Origin of the sequence: Mesorhizobium sp. M1227, from assembly GCF_040318315.1 — a bacterium.
Taxonomy (GTDB): domain Bacteria; phylum Pseudomonadota; class Alphaproteobacteria; order Rhizobiales; family Rhizobiaceae; genus Mesorhizobium.
Genome location: NZ_JAMYLZ010000027.1, coordinates 23,105 through 49,025, shown reverse-complemented (window position 1 = coordinate 49,025; position 25,921 = coordinate 23,105). Strand labels below are relative to the sequence as shown.

General features: G+C 62.8%; 28 protein-coding genes and 2 tRNA genes. 14 read left to right on the top strand and 16 right to left on the bottom strand.

The annotated features are described in order from the left end of the window. Positions 1-32: 32 nt before the first annotated feature. Entirely contained in the window at positions 33-1,061 is a 1,029-nt protein-coding gene (locus tag NKH28_RS25085; protein WP_254820740.1) for an amino acid ABC transporter substrate-binding protein, read from the bottom strand. 427 nt (positions 1,062-1,488) lie between these two features. On the opposite strand from NKH28_RS25085, the gene NKH28_RS25080 reads away from it, so the two are divergent. The 4 genes from NKH28_RS25080 to NKH28_RS25065 all read left to right on the top strand — a co-directional run bounded on the left by NKH28_RS25080 (position 1,489) and on the right by NKH28_RS25065 (position 4,538). Beyond that, positions 1,489-2,658: a cystathionine beta-lyase gene (locus NKH28_RS25080; protein WP_352980656.1), complete on the top strand. Its 1,170-nt coding sequence runs from the start codon at positions 1,489-1,491 to the stop codon at positions 2,656-2,658. A gap of 253 nt (positions 2,659-2,911) precedes the next feature. Further along, on the top strand, positions 2,912-3,583 hold the full coding sequence (locus tag NKH28_RS25075; protein ID WP_352980655.1) for an RNA polymerase sigma factor: 672 nt from the start codon (positions 2,912-2,914) through the stop codon (positions 3,581-3,583). A gap of 104 nt (positions 3,584-3,687) precedes the next feature. Further along, positions 3,688-4,212 carry a DUF4142 domain-containing protein gene (locus NKH28_RS25070; RefSeq protein WP_352541632.1) on the top strand — a complete coding sequence of 175 codons (525 nt, stop codon included), beginning with the start codon at positions 3,688-3,690 and terminating at the stop codon, positions 4,210-4,212. An 11-nt stretch (positions 4,213-4,223) separates the two neighbouring features. After that, positions 4,224-4,538 (top strand): cupredoxin domain-containing protein, encoded by a 315-nt coding sequence (locus tag NKH28_RS25065; RefSeq protein WP_352980654.1) that lies wholly within the window; start codon positions 4,224-4,226, stop codon positions 4,536-4,538. A gap of 105 nt (positions 4,539-4,643) precedes the next feature. Here the strand turns inward: NKH28_RS25065 and NKH28_RS25060 are convergent, their stop codons facing one another. The 3 genes from NKH28_RS25060 to NKH28_RS25050 form a co-directional block, all read right to left on the bottom strand. Next, a complete protein-coding gene (locus NKH28_RS25060) occupies positions 4,644-5,864 on the bottom strand; it encodes an anion transporter (protein WP_352980653.1) in 1,221 nt (406 codons plus the stop codon). 59 nt (positions 5,865-5,923) lie between these two features. After that, positions 5,924-6,000, bottom strand: a tRNA-Arg gene (locus tag NKH28_RS25055). Between the two features lie 56 nt (positions 6,001-6,056). Further along, a complete protein-coding gene (locus NKH28_RS25050) occupies positions 6,057-6,362 on the bottom strand; it encodes an ETC complex I subunit (protein WP_023677641.1) in 306 nt (101 codons plus the stop codon). 160 nt (positions 6,363-6,522) lie between these two features. Between NKH28_RS25050 and NKH28_RS25045 the strand changes: the two genes are divergently transcribed. After that, a tRNA-Pro gene (locus NKH28_RS25045) sits at positions 6,523-6,599 on the top strand. Positions 6,600-6,723: 124 nt separating this feature from the next. On the opposite strand, the gene NKH28_RS25040 is transcribed toward NKH28_RS25045, so the two are convergent. After that, the gene (locus NKH28_RS25040) at positions 6,724-7,551 is read right to left on the bottom strand and encodes an alpha/beta fold hydrolase (RefSeq protein WP_352980652.1); all 828 of its coding nucleotides are present in this window, start codon (positions 7,549-7,551) and stop codon (positions 6,724-6,726) included. Between the two features lie 130 nt (positions 7,552-7,681). Between NKH28_RS25040 and NKH28_RS25035 the strand changes: the two genes are divergently transcribed. After that, positions 7,682-8,683 carry a GlxA family transcriptional regulator gene (locus tag NKH28_RS25035; protein ID WP_352980651.1) on the top strand — a complete coding sequence of 334 codons (1,002 nt, stop codon included), beginning with the start codon at positions 7,682-7,684 and terminating at the stop codon, positions 8,681-8,683. 200 nt (positions 8,684-8,883) lie between these two features. Here the strand turns inward: NKH28_RS25035 and hdaA are convergent, their stop codons facing one another. From hdaA to NKH28_RS25020, 3 genes are read right to left on the bottom strand one after another with little or no spacing between them, the layout of a single operon-like run. Beyond that, complete coding sequence (gene hdaA, locus NKH28_RS25030; protein WP_352472673.1) at positions 8,884-9,585, bottom strand: DnaA regulatory inactivator HdaA; 702 nt, start codon at positions 9,583-9,585, stop codon at positions 8,884-8,886. A 5-nt stretch (positions 9,586-9,590) separates the two neighbouring features. Beyond that, a complete protein-coding gene (locus NKH28_RS25025) occupies positions 9,591-10,787 on the bottom strand; it encodes an AI-2E family transporter (protein ID WP_352980650.1) in 1,197 nt (398 codons plus the stop codon). After that, positions 10,759-11,316: a CDP-alcohol phosphatidyltransferase family protein gene (locus tag NKH28_RS25020; protein WP_352472672.1), complete on the bottom strand. Its 558-nt coding sequence runs from the start codon at positions 11,314-11,316 to the stop codon at positions 10,759-10,761. The genes NKH28_RS25025 and NKH28_RS25020 overlap by 29 nt, the downstream gene beginning before the upstream one ends. A 201-nt stretch (positions 11,317-11,517) precedes the next feature. Here NKH28_RS25020 and NKH28_RS25015 point away from each other — a divergent pair, with 201 nt between their 5' ends. From NKH28_RS25015 to NKH28_RS24985, 7 genes are all read left to right on the top strand, one after another. Then, the gene (locus NKH28_RS25015; protein ID WP_352541636.1) at positions 11,518-12,162 is read left to right on the top strand and encodes a glutathione S-transferase family protein; all 645 of its coding nucleotides are present in this window, start codon (positions 11,518-11,520) and stop codon (positions 12,160-12,162) included. A gap of 12 nt (positions 12,163-12,174) precedes the next feature. Beyond that, on the top strand, positions 12,175-12,939 hold the full coding sequence (locus NKH28_RS25010) for an Imm52 family immunity protein (protein ID WP_352771189.1): 765 nt from the start codon (positions 12,175-12,177) through the stop codon (positions 12,937-12,939). Between the two features lie 87 nt (positions 12,940-13,026). Continuing rightward, positions 13,027-13,440 carry a hypothetical protein gene (locus NKH28_RS25005; RefSeq protein WP_352980649.1) on the top strand — a complete coding sequence of 138 codons (414 nt, stop codon included), beginning with the start codon at positions 13,027-13,029 and terminating at the stop codon, positions 13,438-13,440. A 110-nt stretch (positions 13,441-13,550) separates the two neighbouring features. Further along, the gene (purM, locus tag NKH28_RS25000; RefSeq protein ID WP_352472623.1) at positions 13,551-14,615 is read left to right on the top strand and encodes a phosphoribosylformylglycinamidine cyclo-ligase; all 1,065 of its coding nucleotides are present in this window, start codon (positions 13,551-13,553) and stop codon (positions 14,613-14,615) included. Continuing rightward, the gene (purN, locus tag NKH28_RS24995; protein WP_352501881.1) at positions 14,612-15,316 is read left to right on the top strand and encodes a phosphoribosylglycinamide formyltransferase; all 705 of its coding nucleotides are present in this window, start codon (positions 14,612-14,614) and stop codon (positions 15,314-15,316) included. The genes purM and purN overlap by 4 nt, the downstream gene beginning before the upstream one ends. A gap of 50 nt (positions 15,317-15,366) precedes the next feature. Beyond that, positions 15,367-15,495, top strand: coding sequence for a hypothetical protein (locus NKH28_RS24990; RefSeq protein WP_352615700.1), 129 nt, complete (start codon positions 15,367-15,369; stop codon positions 15,493-15,495). 232 nt (positions 15,496-15,727) lie between these two features. After that, on the top strand, positions 15,728-16,243 hold the full coding sequence (locus tag NKH28_RS24985) for a SixA phosphatase family protein (RefSeq protein WP_352615697.1): 516 nt from the start codon (positions 15,728-15,730) through the stop codon (positions 16,241-16,243). A gap of 110 nt (positions 16,244-16,353) precedes the next feature. Here NKH28_RS24985 and NKH28_RS24980 read toward each other — a convergent pair whose 3' ends face one another. The 8 genes from NKH28_RS24980 to NKH28_RS24945 all read right to left on the bottom strand — a co-directional run bounded on the left by NKH28_RS24980 (position 16,354) and on the right by NKH28_RS24945 (position 25,544). Next, complete coding sequence (locus NKH28_RS24980) at positions 16,354-16,626, bottom strand: DUF680 domain-containing protein (RefSeq protein ID WP_352980648.1); 273 nt, start codon at positions 16,624-16,626, stop codon at positions 16,354-16,356. Between the two features lie 276 nt (positions 16,627-16,902). Beyond that, the gene (locus NKH28_RS24975; RefSeq protein WP_352472617.1) at positions 16,903-17,136 is read right to left on the bottom strand and encodes a DUF680 domain-containing protein; all 234 of its coding nucleotides are present in this window, start codon (positions 17,134-17,136) and stop codon (positions 16,903-16,905) included. Positions 17,137-17,511: 375 nt separating this feature from the next. Next, complete coding sequence (locus NKH28_RS24970; RefSeq protein WP_502906660.1) at positions 17,512-19,734, bottom strand: cation:proton antiporter domain-containing protein; 2,223 nt, start codon at positions 19,732-19,734, stop codon at positions 17,512-17,514. A gap of 190 nt (positions 19,735-19,924) precedes the next feature. Further along, complete coding sequence (locus NKH28_RS24965) at positions 19,925-20,623, bottom strand: DUF2270 domain-containing protein (RefSeq protein WP_352472615.1); 699 nt, start codon at positions 20,621-20,623, stop codon at positions 19,925-19,927. A 56-nt stretch (positions 20,624-20,679) separates the two neighbouring features. Beyond that, complete coding sequence (locus NKH28_RS24960) at positions 20,680-22,788, bottom strand: molybdopterin-containing oxidoreductase family protein (protein WP_352980647.1); 2,109 nt, start codon at positions 22,786-22,788, stop codon at positions 20,680-20,682. A 42-nt stretch (positions 22,789-22,830) separates the two neighbouring features. Beyond that, positions 22,831-23,028: a hypothetical protein gene (locus NKH28_RS24955; RefSeq protein ID WP_352541645.1), complete on the bottom strand. Its 198-nt coding sequence runs from the start codon at positions 23,026-23,028 to the stop codon at positions 22,831-22,833. Between the two features lie 4 nt (positions 23,029-23,032). Next, complete coding sequence (locus NKH28_RS24950) at positions 23,033-24,910, bottom strand: ABC-F family ATP-binding cassette domain-containing protein (protein ID WP_352617706.1); 1,878 nt, start codon at positions 24,908-24,910, stop codon at positions 23,033-23,035. Positions 24,911-25,364: 454 nt separating this feature from the next. Further along, positions 25,365-25,544 carry a hypothetical protein gene (locus tag NKH28_RS24945; protein ID WP_023677659.1) on the bottom strand — a complete coding sequence of 60 codons (180 nt, stop codon included), beginning with the start codon at positions 25,542-25,544 and terminating at the stop codon, positions 25,365-25,367. Between the two features lie 131 nt (positions 25,545-25,675). On the opposite strand from NKH28_RS24945, the gene NKH28_RS24940 reads away from it, so the two are divergent. Continuing rightward, the gene (locus NKH28_RS24940) at positions 25,676-25,849 is read left to right on the top strand and encodes a hypothetical protein (RefSeq protein WP_023677660.1); all 174 of its coding nucleotides are present in this window, start codon (positions 25,676-25,678) and stop codon (positions 25,847-25,849) included. The last annotated feature ends 72 nt before the right edge of the window (positions 25,850-25,921 follow it).

The following is a 25,921-nucleotide window of genomic DNA, read 5'->3' as shown; positions in this document are numbered from 1 at the left end:
GCAGACGATCCGCCTTCCGGATCCATTTTCGATCAGCGGATCGGCGGAGCGTACTGCAGGCCACCCTTGGTCCACAGCGCGTTGATGCCGCGCGCGATCTTCAGCGGGCTGCCCGAGCCGACATTACGCTCGAACATCTCGCCGTAATTGCCGACGGCCTTGACGATGTTGACGACCCAGTCGTTAGAGACGCCGAGATCGGTGCCGATCTTGGTGTCGGCTTCCTGGCCGAGCACGCGCTTGATCTCTGGACTGTCCGAGTTCTTCATCTCGTCGACATTGGCCTTGGTGATGCCGAGTTCCTCGGCGTCGAGCAACGCGAAATAGGTCCACTTGACGATGTGGTACCATTGGTCGTCGCCCTGGCGTACGGCCGGCCCAAGCGGTTCCTTGGAGATGATCTCGGGCAACACGACGTGGTCGGCCGGCGCACCGAGCGTCAGGCGGATGCCATAGAGGCCCGACTGGTCGGTGGTGTATACGTCGCAGCGGCCGGCGTCATAGGCGGCGTTAACCTCTTCCAGCTTTTCGAAGACGACAGGATTGTACTCCATCTTGTTCGACTTGAAATAGTCGGCAAGGTTGAGCTCGGTCGTGGTGCCGCTCTGCACGCAGACCGCCGCGCCCGAAAGCTGCAGCGCCGAGTTCACGCCCGGTAGCTTCTTGGCGTTGATCATGAAGCCCTGGCCGTCGTAATAAGTCGTGCCGATGAAGTTCAGGCCGAGTGCGGTGTCGCGATTGATGGTCCAGGTGGTATTGCGCGACAGGATGTCGATCTCGCCCGACTGCAGAGCGGTAAACCGCTCCTTGGCGCTGAGCGGCGTAAACTTCACCTTGGTGCCATCGCCGAACACGGCGGCTGCCACAGCGCGACAGAAGTCCGCGTCGATGCCTTGCCACTCACCCTTGTCGTCCGGCGCCGAGAAGCCGGCCAGACCGGTCGAGACGCCGCATTGGATGAAGCCCTTCGCTTTGACATCGTCGAGCGTGGCCGCCGAAGCCGCCGAAGCCGCGAATCCAAACGCGGCGGCGCCCAAAACGCCGATTGCAATGTGTTTCATGACCCACAGACCCTTTTCTGTTTTTTCCAGGCGAACCTGACTTTTTCCCGTGTGAACGCAGCTATGTATCCCGGCCCATTACCGGAATCCCGCATCGTAACCGACGCGCTGCCTCCCATTCACGAACAACATCGAAGGCGATTATTCCTGTGAGGTCAAGGGAAATGACCAAATCCGAAAGACTTTGAAAACCAACTGCCTGAAATGCCTGAAATTGCAGACAAACGCGCTCGCAAATCGGCCAGCGCGCCAATAAAGCCGGCAAAGTCCGACCGTGAGTTGCCAAGCGCACTTGGCAGCCTTCCCGCAGGTCCACGGCTCGTTGCTGAATTGGCATATTCAAGACCTTGGCCTGGCGAGTGCGGTGCGGTTGCGCGGCCAATGCCGCCGCACTATGGCTAACGACCAACCCATGGGACGAAAAGCAATGGCAAAAGACGACAGCGAGATGGGCATCAACACGCGGCTCGCCCATTCCGGCAACAACCCGCATGACTATTTCGGCTTCGTCAATCCGCCGGTGGTGCATGCCTCGACCGTGCTCTATCCCAATGCCGCGACAATGGCGGCGCGCAGCCAGAAATACACCTACGGCACGCGCGGCACCCCGACCACCGATGCGCTGACCAGCGCCATCGATGCGCTGGAAGGCTCCGCCGGCACGGTCGCGGTGCCGTCCGGCCTGGCGGCCGTGGTGCTGCCGCTGCTCGCCTTCCTGTCGGCCGGCGATCATCTGCTGATCGTCGATTCCGTCTATCATCCGACCCGCAATTTCGCCGACACGATGCTGAAGCGGCTGGGCATCGAGGTCGAGTATTACGAACCGCGCATCGGCGCCGGCATCGCGGCGCTGATCAAGCCCAACACCAAGGTGGTGTTCACCGAATCGCCGGCCTCCAACACCTTCGAGGTGCAGGACATACCGGCCATCGCCAAGGCAGCGCATGCCGCCGGCGCCATCGTCATGATGGACAACACCTGGGCGACGCCGCTCTACTTTCGCCCGCTCGACCATGGCGTCGACATCTCGATCCACGCGGCGACGAAATACCCGGCCGGCCATTCCGACGTGCTGCTCGGCACCGTGTCGGCCAATGCGGACTGCTGGAAGCAGCTTTTCGAGACGTTCAACACGATGGGCTGCTGCGCCGGGCCTGACGACGTCTACCAGGTGCTGCGCGGCCTGCGCACGATGGGTGTGCGGCTGGAGCATCATCAAAAGAGCGCGCTTGCCCTCGCCGGCTGGCTCGAGGGTCAGCCGGGCGTAGCGCAGGTGCTGCATCCCGGGCTGCCCAGTCATCCCGACCACGCCATGTGGAAGCGCGATTTTTGCGGATCGAGCGGCATCTTCTCGATCGTTCTCGCGGGCGGCGGACAGAAGCAGCAGCACGCCTTCCTCGACGCGTTGAAGTTTTTCGGCCTCGGCTATTCCTGGGGCGGCTATGAGAGCCTTGCCGTGCCGGTATTCCTTGGCGACCGCACAATCGCCAAGGGCCCGTATGACGGGCCGCTGGTGCGCTTGCAGATCGGGCTCGAGGATGTCGAGGATTTGAAGGCCGACCTGGCGCGCGGGCTGGCGGCGGCCGCACAGGCCTGAGCCAAGCACCTTTCCAGGCTGAGTCAGGAAATCGGCGTAACAGCTTGGAAAAATTGCGATCCTGAGTGATGTCATGGCGACCGATCAGCCGATGACACGGCGTCTACAAAATAGAGACGCCGGTGTGGTGGAGGCGTTAGAATAGCCTCTGCCGGCGCTTGAAACGGATCGAGGCCGGCCGGCGGATCGGTCGGGAACCTTTTGTCGGCCGATTCATCCAATGTCCGATGAGAAGCCTATCAGGAGATCGGCCATGCCTGCTGCGTTGACGGCAACGCCCGCCGCTTCCGGCGACATGCAGCTTGTCGGCCGCGCGCTGGCACGTGATAGCGATGCATTCCGCACCATCATCAAGACGCACAACCAAAGGCTCTACCGCATCGCCCGAGGCGTCGTGCGTAACGACAGCGAGGCCGAGGACATCGTCCAGGAGGCCTATGTCAGCGCCTTTGCCCATCTCGAGGCCTTTCGCGGCGATGCCTCGCTCGCCACGTGGCTATCGCGTATCGTCATCAACGAAGCGCTCGGCCGCTTGCGCAAAAGGCGGCGAATGGTAGCGATGCCTGAAAACCCGCAAGCCGAAATCATCCGGTTTCCCCTCAACCCGAGCGACGATCCGGAGCGGACGATGGCGCAACGGCAGATCCTTGAGCTTGTCGAACGGGCAACCGACAGTCTTCCCGATGTCTACCGGATGGTGTTCGTGGCGCGCGTCATCGAGGGATTGAGCATCGAAGAAACCGCCGAACTGCTTGGCGTGCGACCAGAAACCATCAAGACCCGGCTGCACCGCGCCCGCGCGCTGGTGCGCAAGGCGCTGGACGACCAGATCGGCCCGGTGCTGCTCGACGCCTTTCCCTTCGCGGGCCGGCGCTGCGAACGGCTGACCAATGCCGTGATGCGGCGGCTCGGTCTTTCCGGATAGGCCGCGCCGATTTTCGCGGGAACGTTTGGCGGCGACCTGCATCCAATGAGCATCACTGAAAACGAAGCCCGATGCAGTTCCGCGTCGGGGCGAAGGAGAGCATCATGTTTATTCGATCGACCACGGCACTGGCCGCATTTTTCCTGCTTAGCGCAGCGCCCTTGTCGCAAGCTGCCGACAAACCGACCGATCCGCAGATCGCACATATCGCCTACACAGCAGGCGTGCTTGACGTCGAGGCGGCCAAGCAGGCGCTGAAGAAATCGAAGAACAAGGAGGTCGTGGATTTCGCCAAGGACATGGTGCGAGATCACGAGGCGGTCAACAAACAGGCTCTCGACCTGGTCAAGAAGCTCAAGGTCACGCCTGAGGACAATCCGACCAGCAAGGCGCTGACCAAGGCGGCGGCCGAGGAACGTGCCAAGCTTGCCAAGCTCAAGGGCGCGGCGTTCGACAAGGCCTATGTCGCCAACGAGGTGGCCTACCACAAGCAGGTCAATGGCGCGCTCGAAACTCTGCTGATCCCGTCCGCCAGCAATGCCGAGCTGAAGAGCCTGCTGGAAACCGGCCTGAAAATATTCCAGGGCCACGAACAGCACGCCGAACACGTCGCCGGCATGCTGAAGTGAGGATCGAGCCAATGGCGTCGAGGCGGCATCTGTGGGTTGCGCTGGCATTGGCCGTGGGTGCCGCGCCGGCCAAGGCCGAAACCATCGAGGTGACGATCGAGAAGCTTGTGTTTTCGCCGGCAAAGATCGAGGCGAAGGTCGGCGACACGATCAGGTGGGTAAACAAGGACGTGTTCGCCCACACGGCAACCGTCAACGGCGCCTGGGAAGTGATGATCCCGCCGAAGAAGGCGGCGAGCCTGACGGTGAAGAAGGCGGAATCGGTCGATTATTTCTGCCGCTTCCATCCCAACATGAAAGGCCATCTGACGGTGACGTCGCCCTGACTGGCTGATGCATGCCGCGCAAAAGTGTGCAGCGGTTTTGCGATAGCGACATGCATAAAAAAGCCTAAAGCGCGCCGCATGAGGCCGGTCTAATGCGACGCGCTTTTAGGCTGCCAGCCATGCCGTCCCTACAAGCAGCGTGACCAGCGTCAACGGCAGGCCGACCTTGAAGAAGGCGATGAAGCCCAGCGGTTTGCCGGAGACCCGCGCGTGCTCGGCAACGATCAGATTGGCGACCGAGCCGAGCAGCGTGAAATTGCCGGCCAGCGTCGAGCTCATGGCGACGACCAGCCAGGCCCGCTCGGGGTTTTCCAGTCCGGGCACGAACGGCTTCAGCGCCAGCACGGCCGGGACATTGCTCATGATGTTGGACAGCACCGCGGTGAAGCCGGACAGCCGCCACACATCATTCAGCCCGAGGTCCTTTGCCGAGGCGACGATATCGGGCGTCAGCAGTGTCTTCTCCGCCCCGGCGACGACGATGAACAGCCCGGCGAACATGAACAGCAGCGGCCCATCGATCTCGCGATAGATGCGCTCAGGTTTGATGGCGCGGGTCAAAAGAAGAATGGCACCGCCGATCAGCGCTGCCTTGGCGACTGGAACGCCGGCGAAGAAGGCGATCGCCAAACCGACACAGACGACCGCCGCCTTCAGCACCTGCCCCGGCAGCATGCGGCCGCGGTAGACTTCGGGGCTGAGCTCGGCCTTGCGCGAAAATTCGGCGCGGTAGACGATGCGGATGATGACGATGACGGCGATGAGGCCGAACGCCGCGACCGGCGCCAGCGCCGCAGAGAAGGCCGGATAGGAAATCCCCGACAGCGCGCCGATGACCATGTTCTGCGGGTTGCCGGTGATGGTGGCGACGCTGCCGCAATTCGAGGCGGTGGCGGTGGCGATCAGATAGGGAACCGGGTTGCGGTTGATGACGCGGGTGACATGGACGACGATCGGCGCCATGACCAGGCAGATGGCGTCGTTGACCAGGAATGCGGACAGGAGGCCGGTCAACAGCGTCACCATCACCAGCAGCATGAATGGCGCATGGGCGTGCTCGATGGCGAACCCACCGAGCGCGCGAAAGGCGCCCGACACTTTCAGATGCGCCACGACGATCATCATGCCGAGCAGAAGCGTGATGGTGTCGAAGCTGATGGCGCGGTAGGCGTCTTCCATGTCGAGCGCGCCGATGGCGATCATCGCCGCACCGCCGAGCAGCGCGATGCCTGCCCGGTCGAGGCGCAGTCCGGGTATCCTGCCGATTGCGACGCCGGCATAGGTCAGGACCAGGATCAGCAATGCCGCCGCGCCCATCGCTGTCATGTGTTGGAAAATCCTGTGCGACTGACGAGTGAACCTGTCCGGAATGGACCTGAAGATATTGGCGATCCCGACAGGATTCGAACCTGTGACCATCGGCTTAGAAGGCCGGTGCTCTATCCAGCTGAGCTACGGGACCGCTGGCCGGCCGCATGACCGGCTGATTTGTTGGGCGCCGGCAGGGCCGGCATAGGATCAATGCGTCCAGGGCGTCCTGCGGTCATAGCGGAAATTCTCCGCATAGGAAATCTGGCGGCGCTTGATTTCCTTCGGCTCCTCGACCCGAAAAGCCAGCCCTTCCTTCTCGGCATAGGCGACCGCCTCTTCTCTTGTGTCGAAGGTCAGCCTGATCTGGCTGCGCATGTCGCCGGACGTGGTGTAGCCCATCAGCGGATCGATCTTCTTGCGCTGCTCCGGATCGAATTCCAGCACCCAATAGCCGGTCTTGGCCTTGCCGGACTGCATCGCGGTTTTGGCTGGGCTGAAAATGCGGGCTGACATGACCACCTCATTGCTTGTTGCAAGCACACGACCCCGAGACCAGATTACTGTTCTCTGGCCATGCACTAGCCCGTCATTACTGCGCAATGCCGCCGGCAGCAAGGCCGATGGCTTTTTACGCTTGCTTTGGCGGGCTGAAATCACTAGGCAACAGACCGTTCGGAGTGTAGCGCAGCCTGGTAGCGCATCTGGTTTGGGACCAGAGGGTCGGGAGTTCGAATCTCTCCACTCCGACCATTCATCAAGCAAATCTCGTCGGCAGGGCAAGCGGATCACGCTCGAGCGTGTCTCCCGTCGCCGGTCATGTTTAAGCGACGGACGGACAGCACGAGCCCGCGCTGCCCGTCCGACATGCAAGCCGTCAGCCCTGGATGAAGGCCAGCAGATCCGGATTGATGATCTCCGGATGCGTGGTGCACATGCCGTGCGGCAGGCCCTTGTAGACCTTGAGCGTGCCATGCTTCACCAGCTTGGCCGCAAGCAGCGCGGAATCGGCGATCGGCACGATCTGGTCGTCGTCGCCATGCATGATCAGGACGGGAACCTCGATCTTCTTGAGGTCGTCGGTGAAATCGGTCTCCGAGAACGCCTTGATGCAGTCGTAATGGGCCTTGGCGCCGCCCATCATGCCCTGGCGCCACCAATTGTCGATAGCCCCTGGCGAAACCTTGGCGCCCTCGCGGTTGAAACCGTAAAACGGGCCGGCCGGCACATCCCTGTAGAACTGGGCGCGGTTAGCGGCCAGAGCGGCGCGAAAGCCGTCGAAGACCTCGATCGGCAGGCCGCCCGGATTGCTATCGGTCTTGACCATGATCGGCGGCACCGCGCCGATCAGCACCGCCTTGGCAACACGGCCTCCGCTGCCATAAAGCGCGACGTAACGGGCCACCTCGCCGCCACCGGTCGAATGGCCGATGTGGATCGCATCCCTGAGATCGAGATGCGCCGCCAGCGCCGCAACGTCGGCGGCGTAGGTGTCCATCTCATTGCCGGTCGCGGTCTGCGACGAGCGGCCGTGGCCGCGGCGGTCATGGGCGATGACGCGGTAGCCCTTTTCGAGGAAGAACAGCATCTGGTTGTCCCAGTCGTCTGAGCTCAGCGGCCAGCCGTGATGGAACACGATCGGCTGGCCCTTGCCCCAGTCCTTGTAGAAAATCTCGGTGCCGTCATGGGTGGTGAATGTGCTCATCGTCCTACTCCTTGATGGAAAAGTCGGGGGGTAACAGGGAAGCTTTTAGCCCCTTCAGCTGGACAAATTATAACAGCGCGGCCAGGGTGAGCATTGGCAAAACGGACATTCAACGTGGCAAAACTGACAAATGACGGCTGCGCGTGATCTGATCGAAATCGGCCTTGTCTTGTATCCCGGCGTGCAGGAAGCGGCCGTGCTCGGCCTGACCGATCTCTTTCTGCTGGCCAACCGGCTGGCGGCCGATCGGTCGCCGGACGCTTTGAGGCTTCGCGTCAGCCATTGGCAATTGGAGGACGCGGGCCAGACCGTAGTCTGCACTTTCGACAGCGACCCCGGCGCCGACAATGAACCAGCCATGGCTATCATCCCGCCAACCTTGGGAGATCCGATCGCTCGGGAAGCAGCCGCGCCCTATGCCGGCTGGCTCAGGGGCCGTCATGCGGCAGGCGCGACCCTCGGCTCGGTCTGCGCCGGCGCCTTCGTGCTTGCCGAGACCGGCCTGCTGTCGGGTCGTGCTGCGACCACGCATTGGGCTTATCGCGACGCGCTGGCGCTACGCTTTCCAGACATTCTGCTCGATGCCGACAGGCTGGTCATCGACGATGGCGACATCATCACCGCGGGCGGCTACATGGCCTGGACCGATCTCGGCCTCAAGCTGGTGGACAGGGTGCTCGGGCCGACCGTCATGATGGACACGGCGCGTTTCATGCTGGTCGACCCGCCGGGCCGCGAGCAACGCTTTTACAGCCCGTTCGCGCCGCGGCTGACCCACGGCGACGAAGCGATCCTCAAGGTGCAGCATTGGCTGCAGGCGAACGGCGCCCGCGACGTGACGCTCGGGGCCATGGCCGGGCATGCCGGACTGGAGGAGCGGACTTTCCTGCGCAGGTTCCGCAGCGCCACCGGCCTCAAGCCGACCGAATATTGCCAGCACCTGCGCGTCGGCAAGGCGCGCGAGATGCTGGAAACCACGATGCGGTCGATCGACCAGATCGCCTGGGAGGTCGGCTATGACGATCCCGGCTCGTTCCGCAAGGTATTCGCCAGGATAACCGGCCTGGTGCCCGGCGACTATCGCAAGCGCTTTGGCACGGAACGAGCGGTAATTGCAGGCGGAGAGAGCTGAGGCCAGCCGCGCAATGGCGCTATCGATTCGATGCTGCCAAAGGCAAGCTCGCCGGGCGAGAACCCCAACCACCCATCTCCCGGCGAGCCTACTACCTGATTTGATACGCAATCAGGACCGGGATTAGCCGGCAAGCTCGTTGCTGCAAGACAGATGCCAGCTTTTGTTCCCGAAATGGGACAGTGGCGGAACTGGAATCGTCAAATCTCGAACTCGCCCTGCCCTTCATCCATGGCGCTGACGGTCTCGGCGGCGAGCGCGCGGGTGATCGGCGTCTTGCGCTCGAGCGCGGTGCGGTCGAGCCGTTCGACCACCCGCATGGCAGTGGCCAGCGAGCGCTCGATGCGGCGCACCAGATATTGCACGACATGCGGCTCGACCTCGACCTGGCGGTCGGCGAACAGCTTTGTGATGACGCCGGCCAGCAGAAGATCGTCGGGTTCGTGGATCTCGACGGTCGCCGCCGCCTTCAGCCGCGACGCCAGGTCGGGCAGCCTGACGCCCCAGGCGGACGGGAAGCGCCGCGCCGTCAACAGCAAGCTCGAGCCGGCGCCGCGCACCGCGTTGATCAGGTGGAAGAGGCCGTGCTCATCGATCGGGCCGGCATCGACATCGTCGATCAGGGCCGGATGCGCGCCGAGATTTTCGATGCAGTCGCCGATGCGGCCGGCCTCCACTTTCACCGCGTCGGCGCGGGTCCGCCAGATCGAGGCCAGATGGGTTTTCCCCGAGCCGGCCGGCCCGGCCAGCACAACGACCGGCGACGGCCAGTCCGGCCAGCGGTCGACAAGCGCCGCCGCCTGGCTGTTGGTGCTGGAGACGACGAGCTCGTCGCGCGAATAGCCGGTGCCGTGGCCTAGATCGAGCGGCAATTGACGCGGCGGATCGATCTTGTCCGGCATCTGGCTCAACCGCGCGCGCCCCCGCGGCGGCGCACCTGCAGCGGCGGCACCGGCTCGTCGGCGTGGCCCTTGTAGAGCGGCGATTCGAGATAGCGGGCGATGGCGAAGCGCACCAGAACGGCAACGGCGGCGGAAGCCGGAACGGCGATCAGCAGGCCGACGAAGCCGAACAGCGCGCCGAAGGCAAACAGCGCAAACATCAGCCATACCGGATGCAGGCCAACGCTTTTGCCGACCAGCCTTGGCTGCAGGATGTTGCCCTCGATGAACTGGCCGACGAAGAACACACCGGCCACCGCTGCGATCATGGTCCAGTCCGGCCAGAACTGGACGAAGGCGACGCCGACGGCCAGCACCAGGCCGGTCAGCGAGCCGACATAGGGGATGAAGGAGATCAGTCCGGCGAACAGACCGATGAGGATGCCGAAATTCAGGCCCGTCAGTGTCAGGCCGGTGGCATACATGGCGCCCAGCACCAGGCACAGCGTGCCCTGGCCGCGCACGAAGCCGGCGGTCGCCGTGTTGATGTCCCTGGCGATCGTCCTGACGGTCTTGACATAGTCGCGCGGCACCCAGCTGTCGACGATTGTCACCATGCGATCCCAGTCGAGCAGCATGTAGAAGGCGACGACCGGCGTCACGACGAACAGGCTGACCACCGAGACCAGCGCCACGCCGGAGCTCCAGATCGAGGTGAACACGGTGGTCAGGAGGCCGAAGCCGGAGGTCAGCAGCGAGTTCAGGCCTTCGCGCAGGCCGTTGGCGTCGACGCCGAATTTCTCTTCCAGCCATTTCGGGTCGAAGCTGGTGATCAGGCCCTGCAGCCGGGTCAGATAGTCCGGCAGCTTGCTGGCGAAATCAGCCATCTGCGAGGCAAGTACCGGAACCAGGATGACGACGGCCAGCACCAGGACGACGATGAAGGCGATGAGGATGACCACCGTCGCCATCAGCCTGGACAGGCCGAGCCGCTCCAGCCGGTCGGCGACAGGGTCGAGGAAATAGGCGAGCACCATGCCGGCGACGAAGGGCAGAAGGATGCCGCTGAAGACATAGAGGAAGACGGCGAGGATGATGGCGCTGACCAGCCAGAAGCGGATCTGCCGGCGAAACGACGCCGATGCCGCAGCCTCCGCTGCCGCAGCCTCAGCTTCAGCGTCGATGGACCGTTCGTCAGGTGCCGGGTGTGGAGCCTTCGCCATAGCCGCTCATATGCCTCAGCCAAGCCACGAGATAGGCCGCGGCCGAAGCCACGGTCAAGACCCCGGACAGCAATATGAGGGCCGGCCTCAGCGGATCGAGATGGATGTCGAAGGCGAGTTCGCCCAACACCACTGCCGCCAGCACGATCTGGATCGCGGTGTTGGCCTTCGACACCAGGAGCGGCTTCATCTCGACAGGATGCGCCATGACGGTGGATAAAAGCACGGCGCAGACGATCAGTGCGTCGCGCGACACCATGGTAACGACCAGCCACAGCGGCAGTTCGCCGCTGAAGCCCAGGACCACGAAAACCGAGACCAGCAGCAGCTTGTCGGCCATCGGATCGAGATAGGCGCCGAGCCTGGAAAACTGATTGAAATGGCGGGCGATGAAGCCGTCGACGCCGTCGGAAATGCCGGCAATGAGGAAGCCCGCAAAGGCCCAGTCCCAGCGGTCCTGCAGCATGGCCAGCACCACCGCCGGCACCAGCACGAAGCGCATGATCGTGATCATGTTGGGGATGGTCAAACGCATATCCCGTCGCTCTTGTTTGCCGATACATGATGGAGATGGAGGGTTACGGCAAGTGAGAAGCGACACAGAAGCTGCCAATCTCCCCACGAGGGCGCCAGCAATGAAATAGGTCAAGACAGATGTCGATTTCGGGGAGGCTCATTCGTCTCACGATAGGAAGCCAAGGAAATTTGCCCAGGCAAGGAAACGGACGCGATGACAATCACTATCACAGCATTTGAACGATCGCCCGATGGCGGCAAGGGACTGGCGCGTGATACGCGCGTTCGCTGGGCGCTCGAAGAAGTGGGGCAGCCGTATGAGGTTCGTCTTGTTTCCTTCGCAGAGATGAAGGCGCCTGAACATCTGGCGATCCATCCCTTCGGCCAGATCCCCACCTATGAGGAAGGTTCTCTCTCGCTGTTCGAGACCGGCTCGATCGTCTTTCATCTTGCTGAGCAGCATGCGGGATTGCTGCCGAAGGATCGCAATGCCCGCGCGCGTGCGATCACGTGGATGTTTGCCGCACTTAACACCGTCGAACCACCGATCCTCGAATTAACGACGGCAAGAATATTCGAACGTGACAAGCCTTGGAGCGAGGAGCGCTTGCCGTTGGTAAAGGACCGTGTTCGCGCTCGGCTGGACAAACTCTCGGCTCACTTGGGTGTCGCCGACTGGCTCGATGATGCGTTTAGCGCGGGCGATTTGTTGATGGTGTCGGTGCTGCTGCGACTAAGAATGTCAGGCATTTTGGACGAATATCAAAACTTGGCTGCCTATGTAGCGCGCGGGGAAGCACGGCCGGCCTATATCCGGGCTTTCGCCGCGCAATTTGCGATCAACGCAGAGGGGGCGTGAAGATTAGCCAGCATTGAACTAACCAAATGGAAGCGAGCCCGAAGCGCGCGCGCTCTCCTTTGGCGACGCCAGTCAAGAAAGCTGGTACGTCTCCCGTATTCGAGGGGACGCCATGTCGATCAACATCTATGTCTACTGGGGGCGAGGAGAAAGGACGCCGAAGAGCTGGTCCCGCAGCTGCAGGCGCATTTCCGGGCCTTGGACGAAGCCGACGACAGGTTCGCGAGGTGGGCCCCGCGCGGCAGATCGCTCAAAAAAGCAATCGCCTCCAAGCCGGTCAACACCTCGTCGTGCGAGGTTCTCCATCGCTGGCTGTTAAAGGGCCGGAACAAGACGGACATGCCTCCGAGACAGCCCGTTCCTGAACTGGGATACAATGTGTCGCTGTGGAACCAGCGCCAGGCAAATATAGAGGCGTCCACATCAGTCCATTGCAGTTCCTGGTCCAAATATCTGTCGGAAGACAGCCAGAACAATGCTTCGCTGGAGTTTAGCTACATAGCTGGAGCCGAACCGGTGAATACAAAGGTTTTGCTCGGCCTATTTCTCAAGTTCATTGATATCTGGGAACCCAGTTGGGGTTCGATCTGGCGGCACGTTCATGAGGGACATCCAGCCGGGGCGCGTTGGAACCCAAGACATGTTCAATATGCCTTCTTCCAGTCACCGGGAGGACGCGGGCACGATGAACGATTTATGGGACAGCAGCAGACCCTCCCCAAGGGCGGTCGCCTCTGGACGGACGAAACGGCGGTGCCTTTCCTGGAAGAGACGTAAGTGCCCGGTATTCCGCTGCCGTCCTTGCAAGACGCTGTTGCCCATGCGAAGAGCCCGTGAAGCGACAGCCTATTTCCCCACTGCTGAATGACGATGGCGCAGAGAATCACAATCGCTTGGCGAGTAACGCTTTGTTATCTGGCCGGACTGACAGAAAGTCTTTTGGTCTTCGCATTTTTGGGAGCCCCGCACCGCAAGGTGGCGACGCAAGATCTCCTGTGGGCCTTCGCTCTTGAGCTGGCCGTGGGCGTGGTCGTCTCTTGGCCCCTCTGGCTGACCGCCGCTGTCGTCGCGTTCGTTTTCTCAAGATCAGTCGTTGCAAATCCAGGTCTGTGGGCTGGCGCGGCGGCGTTGATCGCCGCCGGCTTCTCGTATGGGACCCTGCCCTTCGACGGTGAGATCAGGTCTCTTGCCACCGTCGGAGGCCTCGCCGCAATTCTGGCAGGGATTTCTTTTTATTGTTGGAGTGTATCGCGCCCGGTTCCCCCGGCATCCAACTGAAAACACCCTCATCGCGCGCTTGCCTTGCGGGGCAAAACCGTTCATGCGAAGAGCCCGCACGCGAATGAAACCAGCGACAGGCAAGCGCAACAGATGAGCAGGCGCCGGAAATGAGCAAGCGCAAGAACGGGCTCACCTATGCCGAAGCGGGCGTCGACATCGACGCCGGCAATCTCATGGTCGAGAAGATCAAGCCGCTGGTGCGCGCCACCCGCCGGCCGGGCGCCGATGGCGAGATCGGCGGCTTCGGCGGTTTGTTCGACCTCAAGGCCGCCGGCTTCACCGATCCCGTGCTGGTGGCCGCCAACGACGGCGTCGGCACCAAGCTGAAGATCGCCATCGATGCCGGCAAGCACGATACGATCGGCATCGACCTCGTCGCCATGTGCGTCAACGACATCGTCGTGCAAGGCGCCGAGCCGCTGTTCTTCCTCGACTATTTCGCCACCGGCAAGCTCGATCCCGACCAGGGTGCCTCGATTGTCGGCGGCATTGCCGCCGGCTGCCGGCAGGCCGGTTGCGCGCTGATCGGCGGCGAGACGGCGGAGATGCCCGGCATGTATCACGACAAGGATTATGACCTTGCCGGCTTTGCCGTCGGTGCCGCCGAACGCGGCCAGTTGCTGCCGACCGACGACATCGTCGAGGGCGACGTGCTGCTCGGCCTTGCCTCGTCGGGCCTGCATTCGAACGGCTTTTCGCTGGTCCGTCGCATCGTCGCCGTAAGCGGCCTTGGCTGGGGCGATCCGGCGCCGTTCAATGACGAGGCGACGCTGGCCGAGGCGCTGCTCGAACCTACCCGCATCTACGTCAAGTCGATCCTCAAGGCGATCCGCAACACCCACGGCATCAAGGCGCTGGCCCATATCACCGGCGGCGGCTTTCCCGAAAACATCCCGCGCGTTCTGCCCAAGGATTTTTCGGCCGAGCTCGATCTCGGCGCCATCGAGGTGCCGCCGGTGTTCTCATGGCTGGCCAAGACCGGCGGCGTCGCGCCGGAAGAGATGATGCGGACCTTCAATTGCGGCATCGGCATGATCCTGGTCGTCGCCTCCGGCCAGGCGGCGCAGGTCGCTGCCGTTCTGCAGGAGGCCGGCGAGACGGTGACGCCGATCGGCCAGATCGTGCCGCGCCGCGATGCCGGCGTCATCTATCGGGGCTCGATTGGCCTATGAGGAAACGGACGGTCGTACTGATCTCGGGGCGCGGCTCCAACATGACGGCGCTGGTTGCGGCGGCGAGCAACCCGGCCTATCCGGCCGAGATCGTCGGCGTCATCTCCGACCGCGCCAATGCCGCCGGCCTTGGCATCGCCGCGGCGCGCGGCATCGCCACCAGAGTGATTTCGCGCTCCGACCATGCCAGCAAGCAAGCGCATGACGAGGCGATCGATGCGGCCCTCTTGTCGTTCGGCGCCGAGATCGTCGCGCTGGCCGGCTACATGCGCATCCTCGGCGCGCGCTTCGTGGAGAAGTGGCAGGGCCGCATGATCAATATCCACCCTGCCCTGCTGCCTGCCTTCAAGGGGCTGGATACGCATGCGCGGGCCCTCCGCGCAGGCATGCGCATCCATGGCTGCACGGTGCATTTCGTCACGCTCGACATGGATGACGGGCCGATCATCGCCCAGGCCGCCGTGCCGGTGATGGTCGGCGACAATGAGGACACGCTGGCCGCGCGCGTGCTCAAGGCCGAGCACCAGCTCTATCCGCTGGCGCTGGGGCTGGTCGCCGAAGGCAAGGCGCGAATGGAAGGCGGCCGCACGGTGTTTTCGCGCTTCGCCGACGATGCCGACAACGCCACGTCGGTGGTGATCGCGCCCGACCCGCTGCGCGAAGAGACCGATCTCGAGCACCTGGCGCGGATCACGCCGTGAGGGTCCGCAGAAACGGCCAATAAATCGCCGGGGAATGACAGAATAGATCAATGGACGTTTTCGACAGCGCGATCCGGCAAAAGCGTGATCTCGCCGGCGTCTTCGAGTACGACGAGGCGGACGATCCGAAAAGTGCACGGCATGTTTTTATCTCTGTCGGATCGAGGACGGACGAGTAGGTCCCATCATCGATGCAATTCACATTCGATCGGGCGATTGAGCCATCACTGAAGCAGACATTTCGGTCAGTTGGGATAAAGATGAAGGGCGTGTAGGCCTGTTCATCTTTGGTGCACTTTGGGCGAGTTTTGATACCGTCACAGGTGTTTTGATACCGTCACAGGTGCAAGACATGACGGCGGATATGGGAAAGACTTTCAGCCCGACATCCCTTGGACTTGAGTTGAATCCATGAAGCAACTGCTGCTCCTGCGTCACGCCAAGTCGAGTTGGGACGATCCCGACCTCATCGACTTCGACCGGCCGCTGTCCGCGCGCGGGCTGAAGGCAGCACCACTGGTCGGGCGCGAACTGGCCCGTCGCGGCTGGCTGCCGGAGCTGGCGCTGGTGTCGCCGGCGCTGCGCACCCGCGACACGTGGCGGCTGGTCTCGGCGGAATTGCCGGCGAAGGTGCAGGCCAAATTTTCCCAGGCGCTCTACGAGGCAGCGGCGGCGGACATCCTCGCCAAGGTGCGGCAAGTAAAGGCGGGGACTGGAACGCTGCTGGTGCTTGGCCACAATCCCGGGCTGGAGGAGTTCGCGCGCGGGGTTGCCGGGGCTGGATCGGACCAAGCGGCGCTGAAGAAGCTGGCGGAAAAATACCCCACCGCGGGCCTGGCTCGGTTCGACGTCGACGGCGATTGGACCGGTCTCACCTTCGGCAGCGCCCGACTGACGCACTGCATTTGGCCGAAGGATCTTCGCTAGCGACTGCCTGACAGGCCGGGGGATCGCCGACCTTTCGACCAAACCCGGCTTCGCGCAAACAAAAGCGGCGGACCAAGCCCGCCGCTCTTCGTGCTCCGGGGTTTGAGGAACTATCGGCCCCAGTTGCCCCGGCCAGATTGGGGCACTACGGGTTGATCCGCGCCGAACCGGGTCGTCGCCTCGGTGTCGACGGCATTGTGCTCGGCCGTCAGCGGCTTGCGGATCGAACCGGTAAACCCGTTGTCGATGCTGCCGACAGGCGCGTTGCCAACAGGCGCGGCCGGCTGGTTGACGCCGTCCGAGCCATAGTGATCGCTGCCTGCAAAGGCGCTGCCCGTGGCGACGAGGACGATGGTGGCGACGGTAAGAGCAGTCTTGGTCATTTCAGGTACTCCAATGTACTGGTCATTCGTGAGTTGTCGTTGCTTTCGACGCATTCGAGATGAGAGCGCTGTCCGCGCCGACGAATACGCACCCGGCTTTTTCCGATGTGCACGTTGCTGGACGATTTCAGCAACCGAGATTGTGGCTACAGATGAAACCTGCAAATCAAAGTATTCGATTGGCGCAGGATGCTATTCGGCGCACACGCCCGTTGATACGCGACAGCAAGAGTAGCGGCCCAAGCCCGCCGCTCTTTGTGTTGCGGGCCGTGATAATCAGCGGCCCCAGATGCCTTGGCCGGATTCAGGCGCCACCGACTCGGAGGTTGTCTTGGCACCGGTATGCTCGGAAGTAACTGGCTTGCGGATCGAACCAGTGAAGGTGTTGTCGACGTTGGCAGCAGCGGCGGCCGGCTGGTTGACGTTGTCCGAGCCATAATGGTCGCTGCCGGCAAAAGCAGTGCCGGTGGCAACGAGGATGGCGGCGGCGGTAAGAGCGAGCTTGGTCATTTCGGTACTCCGGTAGTTCTTTGGTCTGTCCGTCAAGTGGCGTGCCTCGGGAGGAATTCGCGTCGCTCGGACCAACCCCAGATGGGTCGGCAAGTCTGTCGTTTCCAATCACGAAAATTTTGTGCCGGTGCGCCAAATTGGCCGCTTGAAATTCGACATGCAACTCCTGCGCCACAATTTTCTTCTTTTTTTTCAACTAGTTATGCGGTCAGTGGTGATTGCCGCGCGAACATTCTTTGAGCCGGCGTTCACCCTTTCCTGTACTCTCTGCTAACGGAACCGAGCCGTTCGGTTCGAGTTCTTTTACGCTTGGCTGATCAGCGCTTTCAGAGGCTCGATCGACATTCCTGCCGACCGATCAATGCGCGGTGAAATTCACGCTGCCAGCTCAGCGCCAGCGGCGTCGTGCTTGGGCCGCGCGCTGGCCAGAAGCACGACCGGGCAGTTGCAGGCGGCCAAAACAGCGCCGGCGGTTTCACCGAAGAACAGGTCCTCACCCGGACGTTGGGTGACGCCCATCACGACGATCGCCGCTCCTTTGGCCGCCTCCCGGGTGATCGCCTTGTCGGGTGTGACGCGGGTATGGAACGCTGTGTCGATATGCAGGCCATAGCGGCCCGCCAGATCGGCGATGTCTTTCAGCACGGCCTCTTCGCGGCTATGTGACATCGATGTCGACCTGCGGCCCTTGGCTGCCTTTTGCGAGACGTAGAGAACCTTGATCCGCGCCCGGTTTGGACGGGCCAGCGCCAGCGCCAGGTCGGCGGCGCGACGCGCCACCTGGGTACCGTTGACGGGGACGAGAATGCTGGTGCCGGCCTTCAGCGTCGGCATCTTTTCGCCAGCATTGCCGCCGTTCAGGACGAGGCAAAGCGGGCCGTCAAATCCTGCGGCAATGTCGTTGAGGGCCGGCGCGAAGGCGCCATCGGCGGTCAGCACATTGTCCAGGCCGACCAGCAACAGGCCGTATCCCTTGCGGGCCTCTTCGGCGATCGTCTCACCCGTGGCCTCCAATTCGGTGCGGGCCGTCAGATGGACTTTGTCGACAAGCGTATCTTCGATCCGTTTCACCGCCTGAGCGCTCTTTTTTGCACCCTTTTTGATTTCCTGGAGGGCGCGCTCCTGTCCCTTGCTGTCGGTCGGCCTGTCAACTCGGCCGTCTTTCGGCTGAAGCAAGGTGGTGGGCAGGCGAAGCAAGGTGGTGGGCATGCCGCTGCCTCCGCCGACCAGTCCGGCGAGATATGCAGTGAACTTGCCGATCCTGCTGTCGTCGATCAGCACCAGCAGCCTCTCCAGCCTGGAAATGAAGCCGTATTCGTCCAACGCCTCGCGCTCGACACGCTGCTGCTCGTCGTGCCCAACCGGCAGCCGGCCGAGCGCCCAGCGCAGCATCGGCGGCATGGCCAAGGTGGTGATCACGGCCATGGTGACGATCATGGTGAAGAGATTGTGCGACAGGATGTTCATCGACAGGCCGATGCTGGCGACGATCACCTCGGTCGAGCCGCGTGCGTTCATGGCACTGCCGACGGCGATTGCTTCCTTGAGCGACATGGCGGCGAGCTTGGCGCCGATGAACGCGCCGCCAAACTTGCCGATGCTGGCGATGATCACGAGAGCGCCCGTCAGCATGGCAAGGGTTGGATCGGCGAGCACTGTGAGATCGGCGGACAGCCCCGCCATGCCGAAGAAGATCGGCATGAACAGCGCGGTGATGACGCCGCGCAGCTGGCCTTCGATATGGCTGGAGAGGATGGGTGATTCACCAACAAGGATGCCGGCGACGAACGCCCCCAGCACGGTATGGACGCCTATCAGATTAGTGATCAGCGCCATCGCTCCCATGATGATGAGGATCATGGTGATCACCGCAAACTCGCTGCGGAATTGATCGTTGGTCCAGCGGATCAAGGTGAAGACAAGACGGCGGCCAATGGTGAAGGAGAACACCATGAACAGTGCCACCGCGGCGATGGTGGTCACCAGCGGCGCGAACTGTAGCTTGCCATTGGTGGCGATGCCGAAGGTTACGGCGATGACCAGCCAGCCGATCGTGTCCTCGATGATCGCCGAGGAAATAATCACCTGTCCGAGGTTGCGGCGCATGAAGTTCATCTCGCGCACCACCATGGCGACGACCTTGACCGACGAGATCGACAGCGCCGTGCCCAGGAACAGCCCGGCGACGGTGCGCTGCGTGGGGTCAGCCAGCAATGCGTCCGGCAGGAATTGCGCCAGCGCAAAACCGAAGATGAAGGGCACCACGACGCCGGTAGCCGAAATGGAAAAACAGGCCGCGCCAACCCGGCGCACCAGCCGCAGGTCCGTCTCCATGCCGGTCAGCAAAAGCAGCATCAGGATGCCGAGCTGCGAGACGGCGTCGATCATGCCCTTTTGCGCAGGATCACTGGGAAAGATCAGGTGCTGGGCCGACGGCCACAGCCAGCCGAACAGCGAAGGACCGAGCAGGATGCCGCCGATCAGTTGGCCCATGATTGCCGGCTGGCCATAACGCTGCAGCACTTCGCCCAGGCCGCGCCCGACAAGCAGCAGAAGCACGATCTCGGCGACGAAAGCGCCTTCGCCCGAACCACCCATGCCGGAGGCCCGGGTACCGGCAACGAGCGTCTGCGCTGCCCAGGCCGCCCCCGCGGGGACGAAAGCGCAAACCAGCAGCGCCAGGCTGGAACGTGTCGGAGCCTGCCAAGCCATGAAACCCCCATCGCCCAATGCACGTGTCCAACAACGCGCGACAGGGCGTTGCGTTGCTAGACAGGGCGTTGCGTTGCTAGACGTGGACGTCACCGAAGGAGAGTTCGCCGTCGTCGCTCTCTGTCAGAAATGCTGTCACCAGCAGGCCCGCATAGAGGACGGCGACCAGCACGACGATGACGGCGCCCGGAATTGGACCCAAGGCAGCACTGGCGACGGCCTCACGCATCGACCCGACGAAGCCGATGCGGACACCTTCGGTCAGAAGACTGGGGGTCGACAGTTTGAGGATCCAGGCCAGCAGCAGGATCAGCAGCATGTAGATGTAATTGCGACGCAGGCGGCGCGCCAAAGCCATGCGTTGCGAAATCAGGAATTTCGGCGCGCGCAGGCTCTCGCCGACGATCAACAGCCAATCGGACGCGAAGTCCGGCTGCGGCGAGAATATCTGCGCGAAATAGTGCCGTTCGAACTGGCGCACGCGAGCCCGGTAGAAGTCGAAGAAGCGATATCGGCGGGCCTCTATCCACAGCAGCAGCAGAACAAGCAGCATGGCAAACAGCAGCACACCATGGTGAGCGCTGGCTGTCGAAAGCGAAACGGACAGCATTGCTGCGACAACGGTTATCGCCCAGTTGCTCGTCCGGTCCAGGCGGTCACGCCACCCAGCCATGCGCGCAATCTCGGCGCGATGAAAGTGGGACATCGTGGTCACGAGTTCGCCGGACGACAGTGTCCTTCCGATGGGATCCGGCGCCGGCAACACTTCTGCCATGACAATGCCTCCACCCGCCACGCGAAAACGGCCGGATGGAGATATCGTTCCGACGCTCAATCCGCCGGGCGCAGCCAGACCTTGTTGTCGTGGAAGGCGGCGCCGCCATAGGGCGCCGGCGCATCGGCGCCGGTCAGCACGTTGATGCCCTCGCCGCGCTCATGGGCGCTGTTCGGCCAGATGCCTTCGGCGACGACGACGCCGCGCTTAATGCCGTCGAACAGCTTTGCGTGCAGCACCACCTCGCCACGCTGGTTGCCGACCTCGACACGGCCGCCGTCGGCGACGCCGAGTGCCGCCGCATCATCGGGATGCAGGAGCAACTCCGGCCGGCGCTCCTTTGCCTGCGATACCGGCGTTTCGGCAAAGGTCGAATTGAGGAAATTGCGCGCCGGCGAGGTGGTCAGCCGGAACGGATGCTTCTCATCAGCCACCTCGATCAGGTCGACGTGGTCGGGGAATTCCGGCAGGTTCGCCACCGGTCCGAACAGGCCCATGCTTTTCGGCGGCCGGTTGGGTGCGGCCTGGCCCGTCCAGTCGGCGCGGAAATGGAATTTCTTGTCGGCATGGCCGAAGCCGTCCAGGAAATGTGCGGCCTCGAAATCCGGCTGCAAATCGACCCATTTCTGCTCTTTCAGGCTCGAAAAGCTGCCCAGCCCGCGCTTGCCCAGGATGATGTCGATATGCTGCTGCTCGGTCATGCCGAAGCCAGGGCGATCGGCGATACCGAGCCTTTTGCCGAGCTCCTCGATGACGAAATGGTTGGTGCGCGGACCTTCCGGCGGATCGATCAGCTTCGGCCCGAGTGTGATGTGCTGGTTGCCGCCGCCCTTGTAGACGTCGTCATGCTCGAGAAACATCGTCGCCGGCAGGACGACATCGGCGAGCTTGGCGGTGTCGGTCATGAACTGCTCGTGCACGCAGGAAAACAGATCGTCGCGCAGAAAACCTTGCTTCACCAGCCGCTGCTCCGGCGCGACATTGACCGGATTGGTGTTCTGGATCAGCAGCGCCGTCACCGGCGGGCCGCCATAGAGCGCATCCTCAGCCCCGGTCAGCACCGGGCCGATCCGCGAATGATCGAGATGACGGATCGCGGGGTCGCGCATCCGTGTGCCTTCGAGCAGTTCCTGGTTGAGCTTGAAGATGCCCGAATTGGAATGGAAGGCGCCGCCGCCCTCATATTGCCAGCAGCCGGTAACCGCGGCGATCGAGGCCGCGGCATGCATGTTGACCGAACCGTTGCGCTGCCGCGAAAAGCCGTAGCCGAGGCGGAAGTAGGTCTTCTTCGTCGTGCCGACGAGCCGGGCGAAGGTCTCGATTTCGTCGACAGAAAGCCCGGTGATATCAGCGGCCCATTGCGGCGTCTTTGTGCTGAGATGCGCTTCCAGACCGTGCGGATCGTCGGTGTATTGTTCCAGATAGGCGCGGTCGGCCATGCCGTCACGGAACAGCACGTGCATCACCGCGCAGGCCAGCGCGCCGTCGGTGCCGGGCTTCAGCACCAGGCCGAGATCGGCCTGCTTCATCGTTGCATTTTCGTAGACGTCGATGACGACGATCTTGGCGCCGCGTTCCTTGCGCGCCTTGATGGCGTGGGTCATGACGTTGACCTGCGTGACCACGGCGTTGGTGCCCCAGATCACCACGCAGTCGGACTTCGCCATTTCGCGCGGGTCGGGGCCGCGCAGCGCGCCGGCGCCCATCATCCAGCCGGTCCAGGCCAGATTGGTGCAGATCGAACCGAAGAAGCCGGAGTATTTCTTGGCGTGCCTGAGCCGCTCGATGCCGTCGCGCTGCACCAGCCCCATCGTGCCGGCATAGTAATAGGGCCAGACCGTCTCCGAGCCATATTTTGCCTCCGCCGCGATGAATTTTTCAGCGACCAGATCGAGCGCCGCCTCCCAGCTGGATTCCTTCCAGGCGCCCTCGCCCTTGCCGCCGGCTCGGATCAGCGGCTTCAGCAGGCGGTCGGGATGATGGACGCGATCAGCGTAACGGGCGACCTTGGCGCAGATGACGCCGGCCGTATAGCTGTTGGATTTGGCGCCATGGACACGGCCGATGCGCTTGTCGTCGAGCAGCTCGACCTCGAGCGCGCAGGTCGAGGGGCAATCATGCGGGCAGGCCGAATGGCCGATTTTGAGCTTGGCATACTGATTCATGGGTGCAAACTAGCCGTTTATGGCGGCGGCGTGTAGGGCCAGTTACCCGCCATCAATGCGCTTGAGCAAGGCGTTGTAGGCGCCGCATTTCGGGCAATGTATGTGGCGCTCGACATGCGATGATCCGGCTCCGGCGTCGATGACCAGCAGATTGCCGTCTCCACACTCAGGGCATTTTACGACCGCTTCGGAATTGACAACCAAAACCTTGGCAGCTTCGATCCAAAGTTTTGTCGACATCGTCCTACTCCGCCGTGCCTTCCTCGTACTCCGCCGACATCGACAGCCATTTTTCCTCATGGCCGGCCAGCTGTTGCGCAAGTTGTGAGCGCTCCTTGGCCAGCCTTGTCGCGGTCGACGGGTCCTTTTCGTAGACGGCCGGGTTGGCGAGTTCGTCCTCGATCAGGTCGATGCGCTTGCGGAGGCGGTCCATCAGCGCTTCGGTGGCGCGGATTTCCTTGGCCAGCGGCTCGAAGGCGGCGCGGCGCGCGGCTGCGTCGCGGCGGCGGTCGGCCTTCGACGCCTTTTCCGCCTCGCGCTTGCCGCGGCGGTCGCCGGAGACGCCGGTGACCAGTGTCTTGTAATCCTCGAGATCGCCGTCATACGGATTAACCGCGCCGTCCTTGACCAGCCAAAGCCGATCGGCGGTCGCTTCGAGCAGATGGCGGTCGTGCGAGATCAGGATGACCGCGCCGGGAAAATCGTTCAGCGCATGGATCAGTGATTCACGGCTGTCGATATCAAGATGGTTGGTCGGCTCGTCGAGGATGAAAAGGTTCGGCCCCTCGAAGGCCGACAGGCCCATCAGGAGCCGCGCCTTCTCGCCGCCGGACAGATCCTTGGCCGCGGTATTCATCTTTTCGGTGGTCAGGCCGAACTGGGCGACGCGGCCGCGCACCTTGGATTCCGGCGCGTCCGGCATCAGCCGGCGGACGTGTTCATAGGCGTTTTCATCGGGCCTGAGGTCGTCGAGCTGGTGCTGGGCGAAGATTGCCACTTTCAGCCCGGGCGCCACGGTCATGCTGCCGGTCTCCGGCTTCAGCCGGCCGGCCAAAAGCTTGGCGAAGGTCGACTTGCCGTTGCCGTTGGCGCCGAGCAGCGCGATGCGGTCGTCGGCATCGATGCGCAGCGTCATCTTCTTCAGGATCGGCGCACCCTCGGTGTAGCCGACATTGACGTTGTTCAGCGCAATGATCGGCGAGGCCACCGCCTTCACCGGCTCCGGAAAGGAGAACGGCCGCACCGTGTCGTTCACGATCGCGGCGATCGGCTTCATCTTCTCCAGCGCCTTGATGCGGGACTGCGCCTGCCTCGCCTTCGATGCCTTGGCGCGGAAGCGCTCGACGAAGGATTCCATGTGCTTGCGCGCGGCTTCCTGCTTGACGCGGCCCTTCTCCTGCAATTCGCGCTGCTCGGTGTATTGGCGCTCGAACTGGTCGTAGCCGCCGCGCCAGAAGGTCAGCTTCTTCTGGTCGAGATGGACGATCGAATTAACGGCGCGGTTGAGCAGGTCGCGATCGTGCGAAATCAGCAGCACGGTATGCGGATATTTCGACACGTAGTTTTCCAGCCACAGCGTGCCTTCGAGGTCGAGATAATTGGTCGGCTCGTCGAGCAGCAGCAGATCGGGCTCGGCAAACAACACGGCGGCCAGCGCGACGCGCATGCGCCAGCCACCGGAGAAGGACGAGGCCGGGCGCCGCTGCGCGGCATCGTCGAAGCCGAGGCCGGCGAGAATGGTGGCCGCGCGTGACTCGGCCGAGTGCGCATCGATATCGGCCAGCCGCATGTGGATGTCGGCGATGCGGTGCGGGTCGGCCGCCGTCTTTTCCTCTTCGAGCAGCGCACTCCGTTCGAGGTCGGCCTTGAGCACGATCTCGATCAGCGGCTCCTCGGTGCCCGGCGCTTCCTGCGCCACCTGGCCGATGCGCGTGTTCTTGGGCAGGCTGATCGAGCCGGTCTCGGAGGCGAGGTCGCCGGTGATCGCCTTGAACAGGGTCGTCTTGCCGGTGCCGTTGCGGCCGACAAGGCCAGCCTTGCTACCGGCCGGCAAGGTCAGCGAGGCATGGTCGAGAAGCAGGCGTCCGGCCATACGGAGCGAAAGGTCGTTGATGATCAGCATGGCCGGGCTTTTGCACGGGACAACCATGCTTCGCAAGGGCTTGAGCCCCGGTTCGCCGCATAAGCCGCGAAAACCGACAAAGCTGGTGATGTCGACCCCGCGCGCCGCGACTTCCCGCAAAACGCAAAAAGAACCCGCTATCCTGAGGGGGGACAAGGAGAGCGGGCTCTTTCGTGAACGGCGGCCTTGGGAGCGTCCGATCGACATCCAAACACGCAGCAGCCTGGTTTGTTCCATGGGAAGAACGAACTATGTGATGAACAAACGCTGCTGTGGCCGGCAGGTTTGTCCACAGGGGTGTGCCGTCTGTACGCTATCGACCATGACGCTGCGGAAAGACTCGGCTATCCTTGGATGTGCGGCGGGCCTGATCTCCGCCTGGCCGGCGCCATCAGCTTCCTCCCAAGCGGCGCCGGCCACCTTCCTTGACCGGCGCCGACGCCATTTGAGGCGGTCATTGTTTCGGCGGCGTGCCGGGCTGATCGCCGCCGGTCGTCGACTTCGGCACCGGATTCTTGTCGACCTGCGGGTTCTGATCGACCGTGTCGCCAGGGGCCTTGGTCGGCTGGATATTGTTGTCGCAACCCGCAACAGTCAGAGCTGCCATAAGCAGCAGGATTGAGCGCTTTTTCATCGCAGTCTCCTCTCGCCCGACAACGAGGCGTCGGCGATTTGGTTGCGCGGCCGGTGTCGTTCCTGCATTCGCCAGGGGCCTGGGAACAAAATGCCGCGTCTCCGGTTGCTCCACAATCAATGGAGGATGGCATGATCCGTCTGCTCATCGCCGGGGCAATCGTCTATGTTGCCTATCGCGTCGCCAAGAAAGTGATCGATGAGGTGCCCGACGATTTCGATCCGCTGCTGTTGCCACCGCCACAGGACGATCGCGAGGCGCTACGGCGGCAATCGGCAAGGATGGGCGTCGAGCCCGAGCGTTAGTCGACAGGCCTGCCCGCAAGGCTTCTTCGCTCACGGGCCCTATTCCGGCTCCGCAAACCGTTGCGAACAAAG

Excerpts from the sequence above, each read along its gene's own strand:
- purN (WP_352501881.1), top strand. The coding sequence starts at position 14,612 with ATGAGGAAACGGACGGTCGTACTGATCTCGGGGCGCGGCTCCAACATG.
- NKH28_RS25050 (WP_023677641.1), bottom strand. The coding sequence starts at position 6,362 with ATGTCAGCCCGCATTTTCAGCCCAGCCAAAACCGCGATGCAGTCCGGC.
- NKH28_RS24950 (WP_352617706.1), bottom strand. The coding sequence starts at position 24,910 with ATGCTGATCATCAACGACCTTTCGCTCCGTATGGCCGGACGCCTGCTT.
- NKH28_RS24970 (WP_502906660.1), bottom strand. The coding sequence starts at position 19,734 with ATGGGTGGTTCGGGCGAAGGCGCTTTCGTCGCCGAGATCGTGCTTCTG.
- NKH28_RS25075 (WP_352980655.1), top strand. The coding sequence starts at position 2,912 with ATGCCTGCTGCGTTGACGGCAACGCCCGCCGCTTCCGGCGACATGCAG.
- NKH28_RS25005 (WP_352980649.1), top strand. The coding sequence starts at position 13,027 with ATGACGATGGCGCAGAGAATCACAATCGCTTGGCGAGTAACGCTTTGT.
- NKH28_RS24955 (WP_352541645.1), bottom strand. The coding sequence starts at position 23,028 with ATGTCGACAAAACTTTGGATCGAAGCTGCCAAGGTTTTGGTTGTCAAT.
- NKH28_RS24960 (WP_352980647.1), bottom strand. The coding sequence starts at position 22,788 with ATGAATCAGTATGCCAAGCTCAAAATCGGCCATTCGGCCTGCCCGCAT.
- NKH28_RS24940 (WP_023677660.1), top strand. The coding sequence starts at position 25,676 with ATGATCCGTCTGCTCATCGCCGGGGCAATCGTCTATGTTGCCTATCGC.
- NKH28_RS24965 (WP_352472615.1), bottom strand. The coding sequence starts at position 20,623 with ATGGCAGAAGTGTTGCCGGCGCCGGATCCCATCGGAAGGACACTGTCG.
- NKH28_RS25015 (WP_352541636.1), top strand. The coding sequence starts at position 11,518 with ATGACAATCACTATCACAGCATTTGAACGATCGCCCGATGGCGGCAAG.
- hdaA (WP_352472673.1), bottom strand. The coding sequence starts at position 9,585 with ATGCCGGACAAGATCGATCCGCCGCGTCAATTGCCGCTCGATCTAGGC.
- NKH28_RS25070 (WP_352541632.1), top strand. The coding sequence starts at position 3,688 with ATGTTTATTCGATCGACCACGGCACTGGCCGCATTTTTCCTGCTTAGC.
- NKH28_RS24980 (WP_352980648.1), bottom strand. The coding sequence starts at position 16,626 with ATGACCAAGACTGCTCTTACCGTCGCCACCATCGTCCTCGTCGCCACG.
- NKH28_RS25025 (WP_352980650.1), bottom strand. The coding sequence starts at position 10,787 with ATGGCGAAGGCTCCACACCCGGCACCTGACGAACGGTCCATCGACGCT.
- NKH28_RS24990 (WP_352615700.1), top strand. The coding sequence starts at position 15,367 with ATGGACGTTTTCGACAGCGCGATCCGGCAAAAGCGTGATCTCGCCGGC.
- NKH28_RS25040 (WP_352980652.1), bottom strand. The coding sequence starts at position 7,551 with ATGAGCACATTCACCACCCATGACGGCACCGAGATTTTCTACAAGGAC.
- NKH28_RS25065 (WP_352980654.1), top strand. The coding sequence starts at position 4,224 with ATGGCGTCGAGGCGGCATCTGTGGGTTGCGCTGGCATTGGCCGTGGGT.
- NKH28_RS24975 (WP_352472617.1), bottom strand. The coding sequence starts at position 17,136 with ATGACCAAGCTCGCTCTTACCGCCGCCGCCATCCTCGTTGCCACCGGC.
- NKH28_RS24945 (WP_023677659.1), bottom strand. The coding sequence starts at position 25,544 with ATGAAAAAGCGCTCAATCCTGCTGCTTATGGCAGCTCTGACTGTTGCG.
- NKH28_RS25060 (WP_352980653.1), bottom strand. The coding sequence starts at position 5,864 with ATGACAGCGATGGGCGCGGCGGCATTGCTGATCCTGGTCCTGACCTAT.
- NKH28_RS24985 (WP_352615697.1), top strand. The coding sequence starts at position 15,728 with ATGAAGCAACTGCTGCTCCTGCGTCACGCCAAGTCGAGTTGGGACGAT.
- NKH28_RS25035 (WP_352980651.1), top strand. The coding sequence starts at position 7,682 with ATGACGGCTGCGCGTGATCTGATCGAAATCGGCCTTGTCTTGTATCCC.
- purM (WP_352472623.1), top strand. The coding sequence starts at position 13,551 with ATGAGCAAGCGCAAGAACGGGCTCACCTATGCCGAAGCGGGCGTCGAC.
- NKH28_RS25085 (WP_254820740.1), bottom strand. The coding sequence starts at position 1,061 with ATGAAACACATTGCAATCGGCGTTTTGGGCGCCGCCGCGTTTGGATTC.
- NKH28_RS25080 (WP_352980656.1), top strand. The coding sequence starts at position 1,489 with ATGGCAAAAGACGACAGCGAGATGGGCATCAACACGCGGCTCGCCCAT.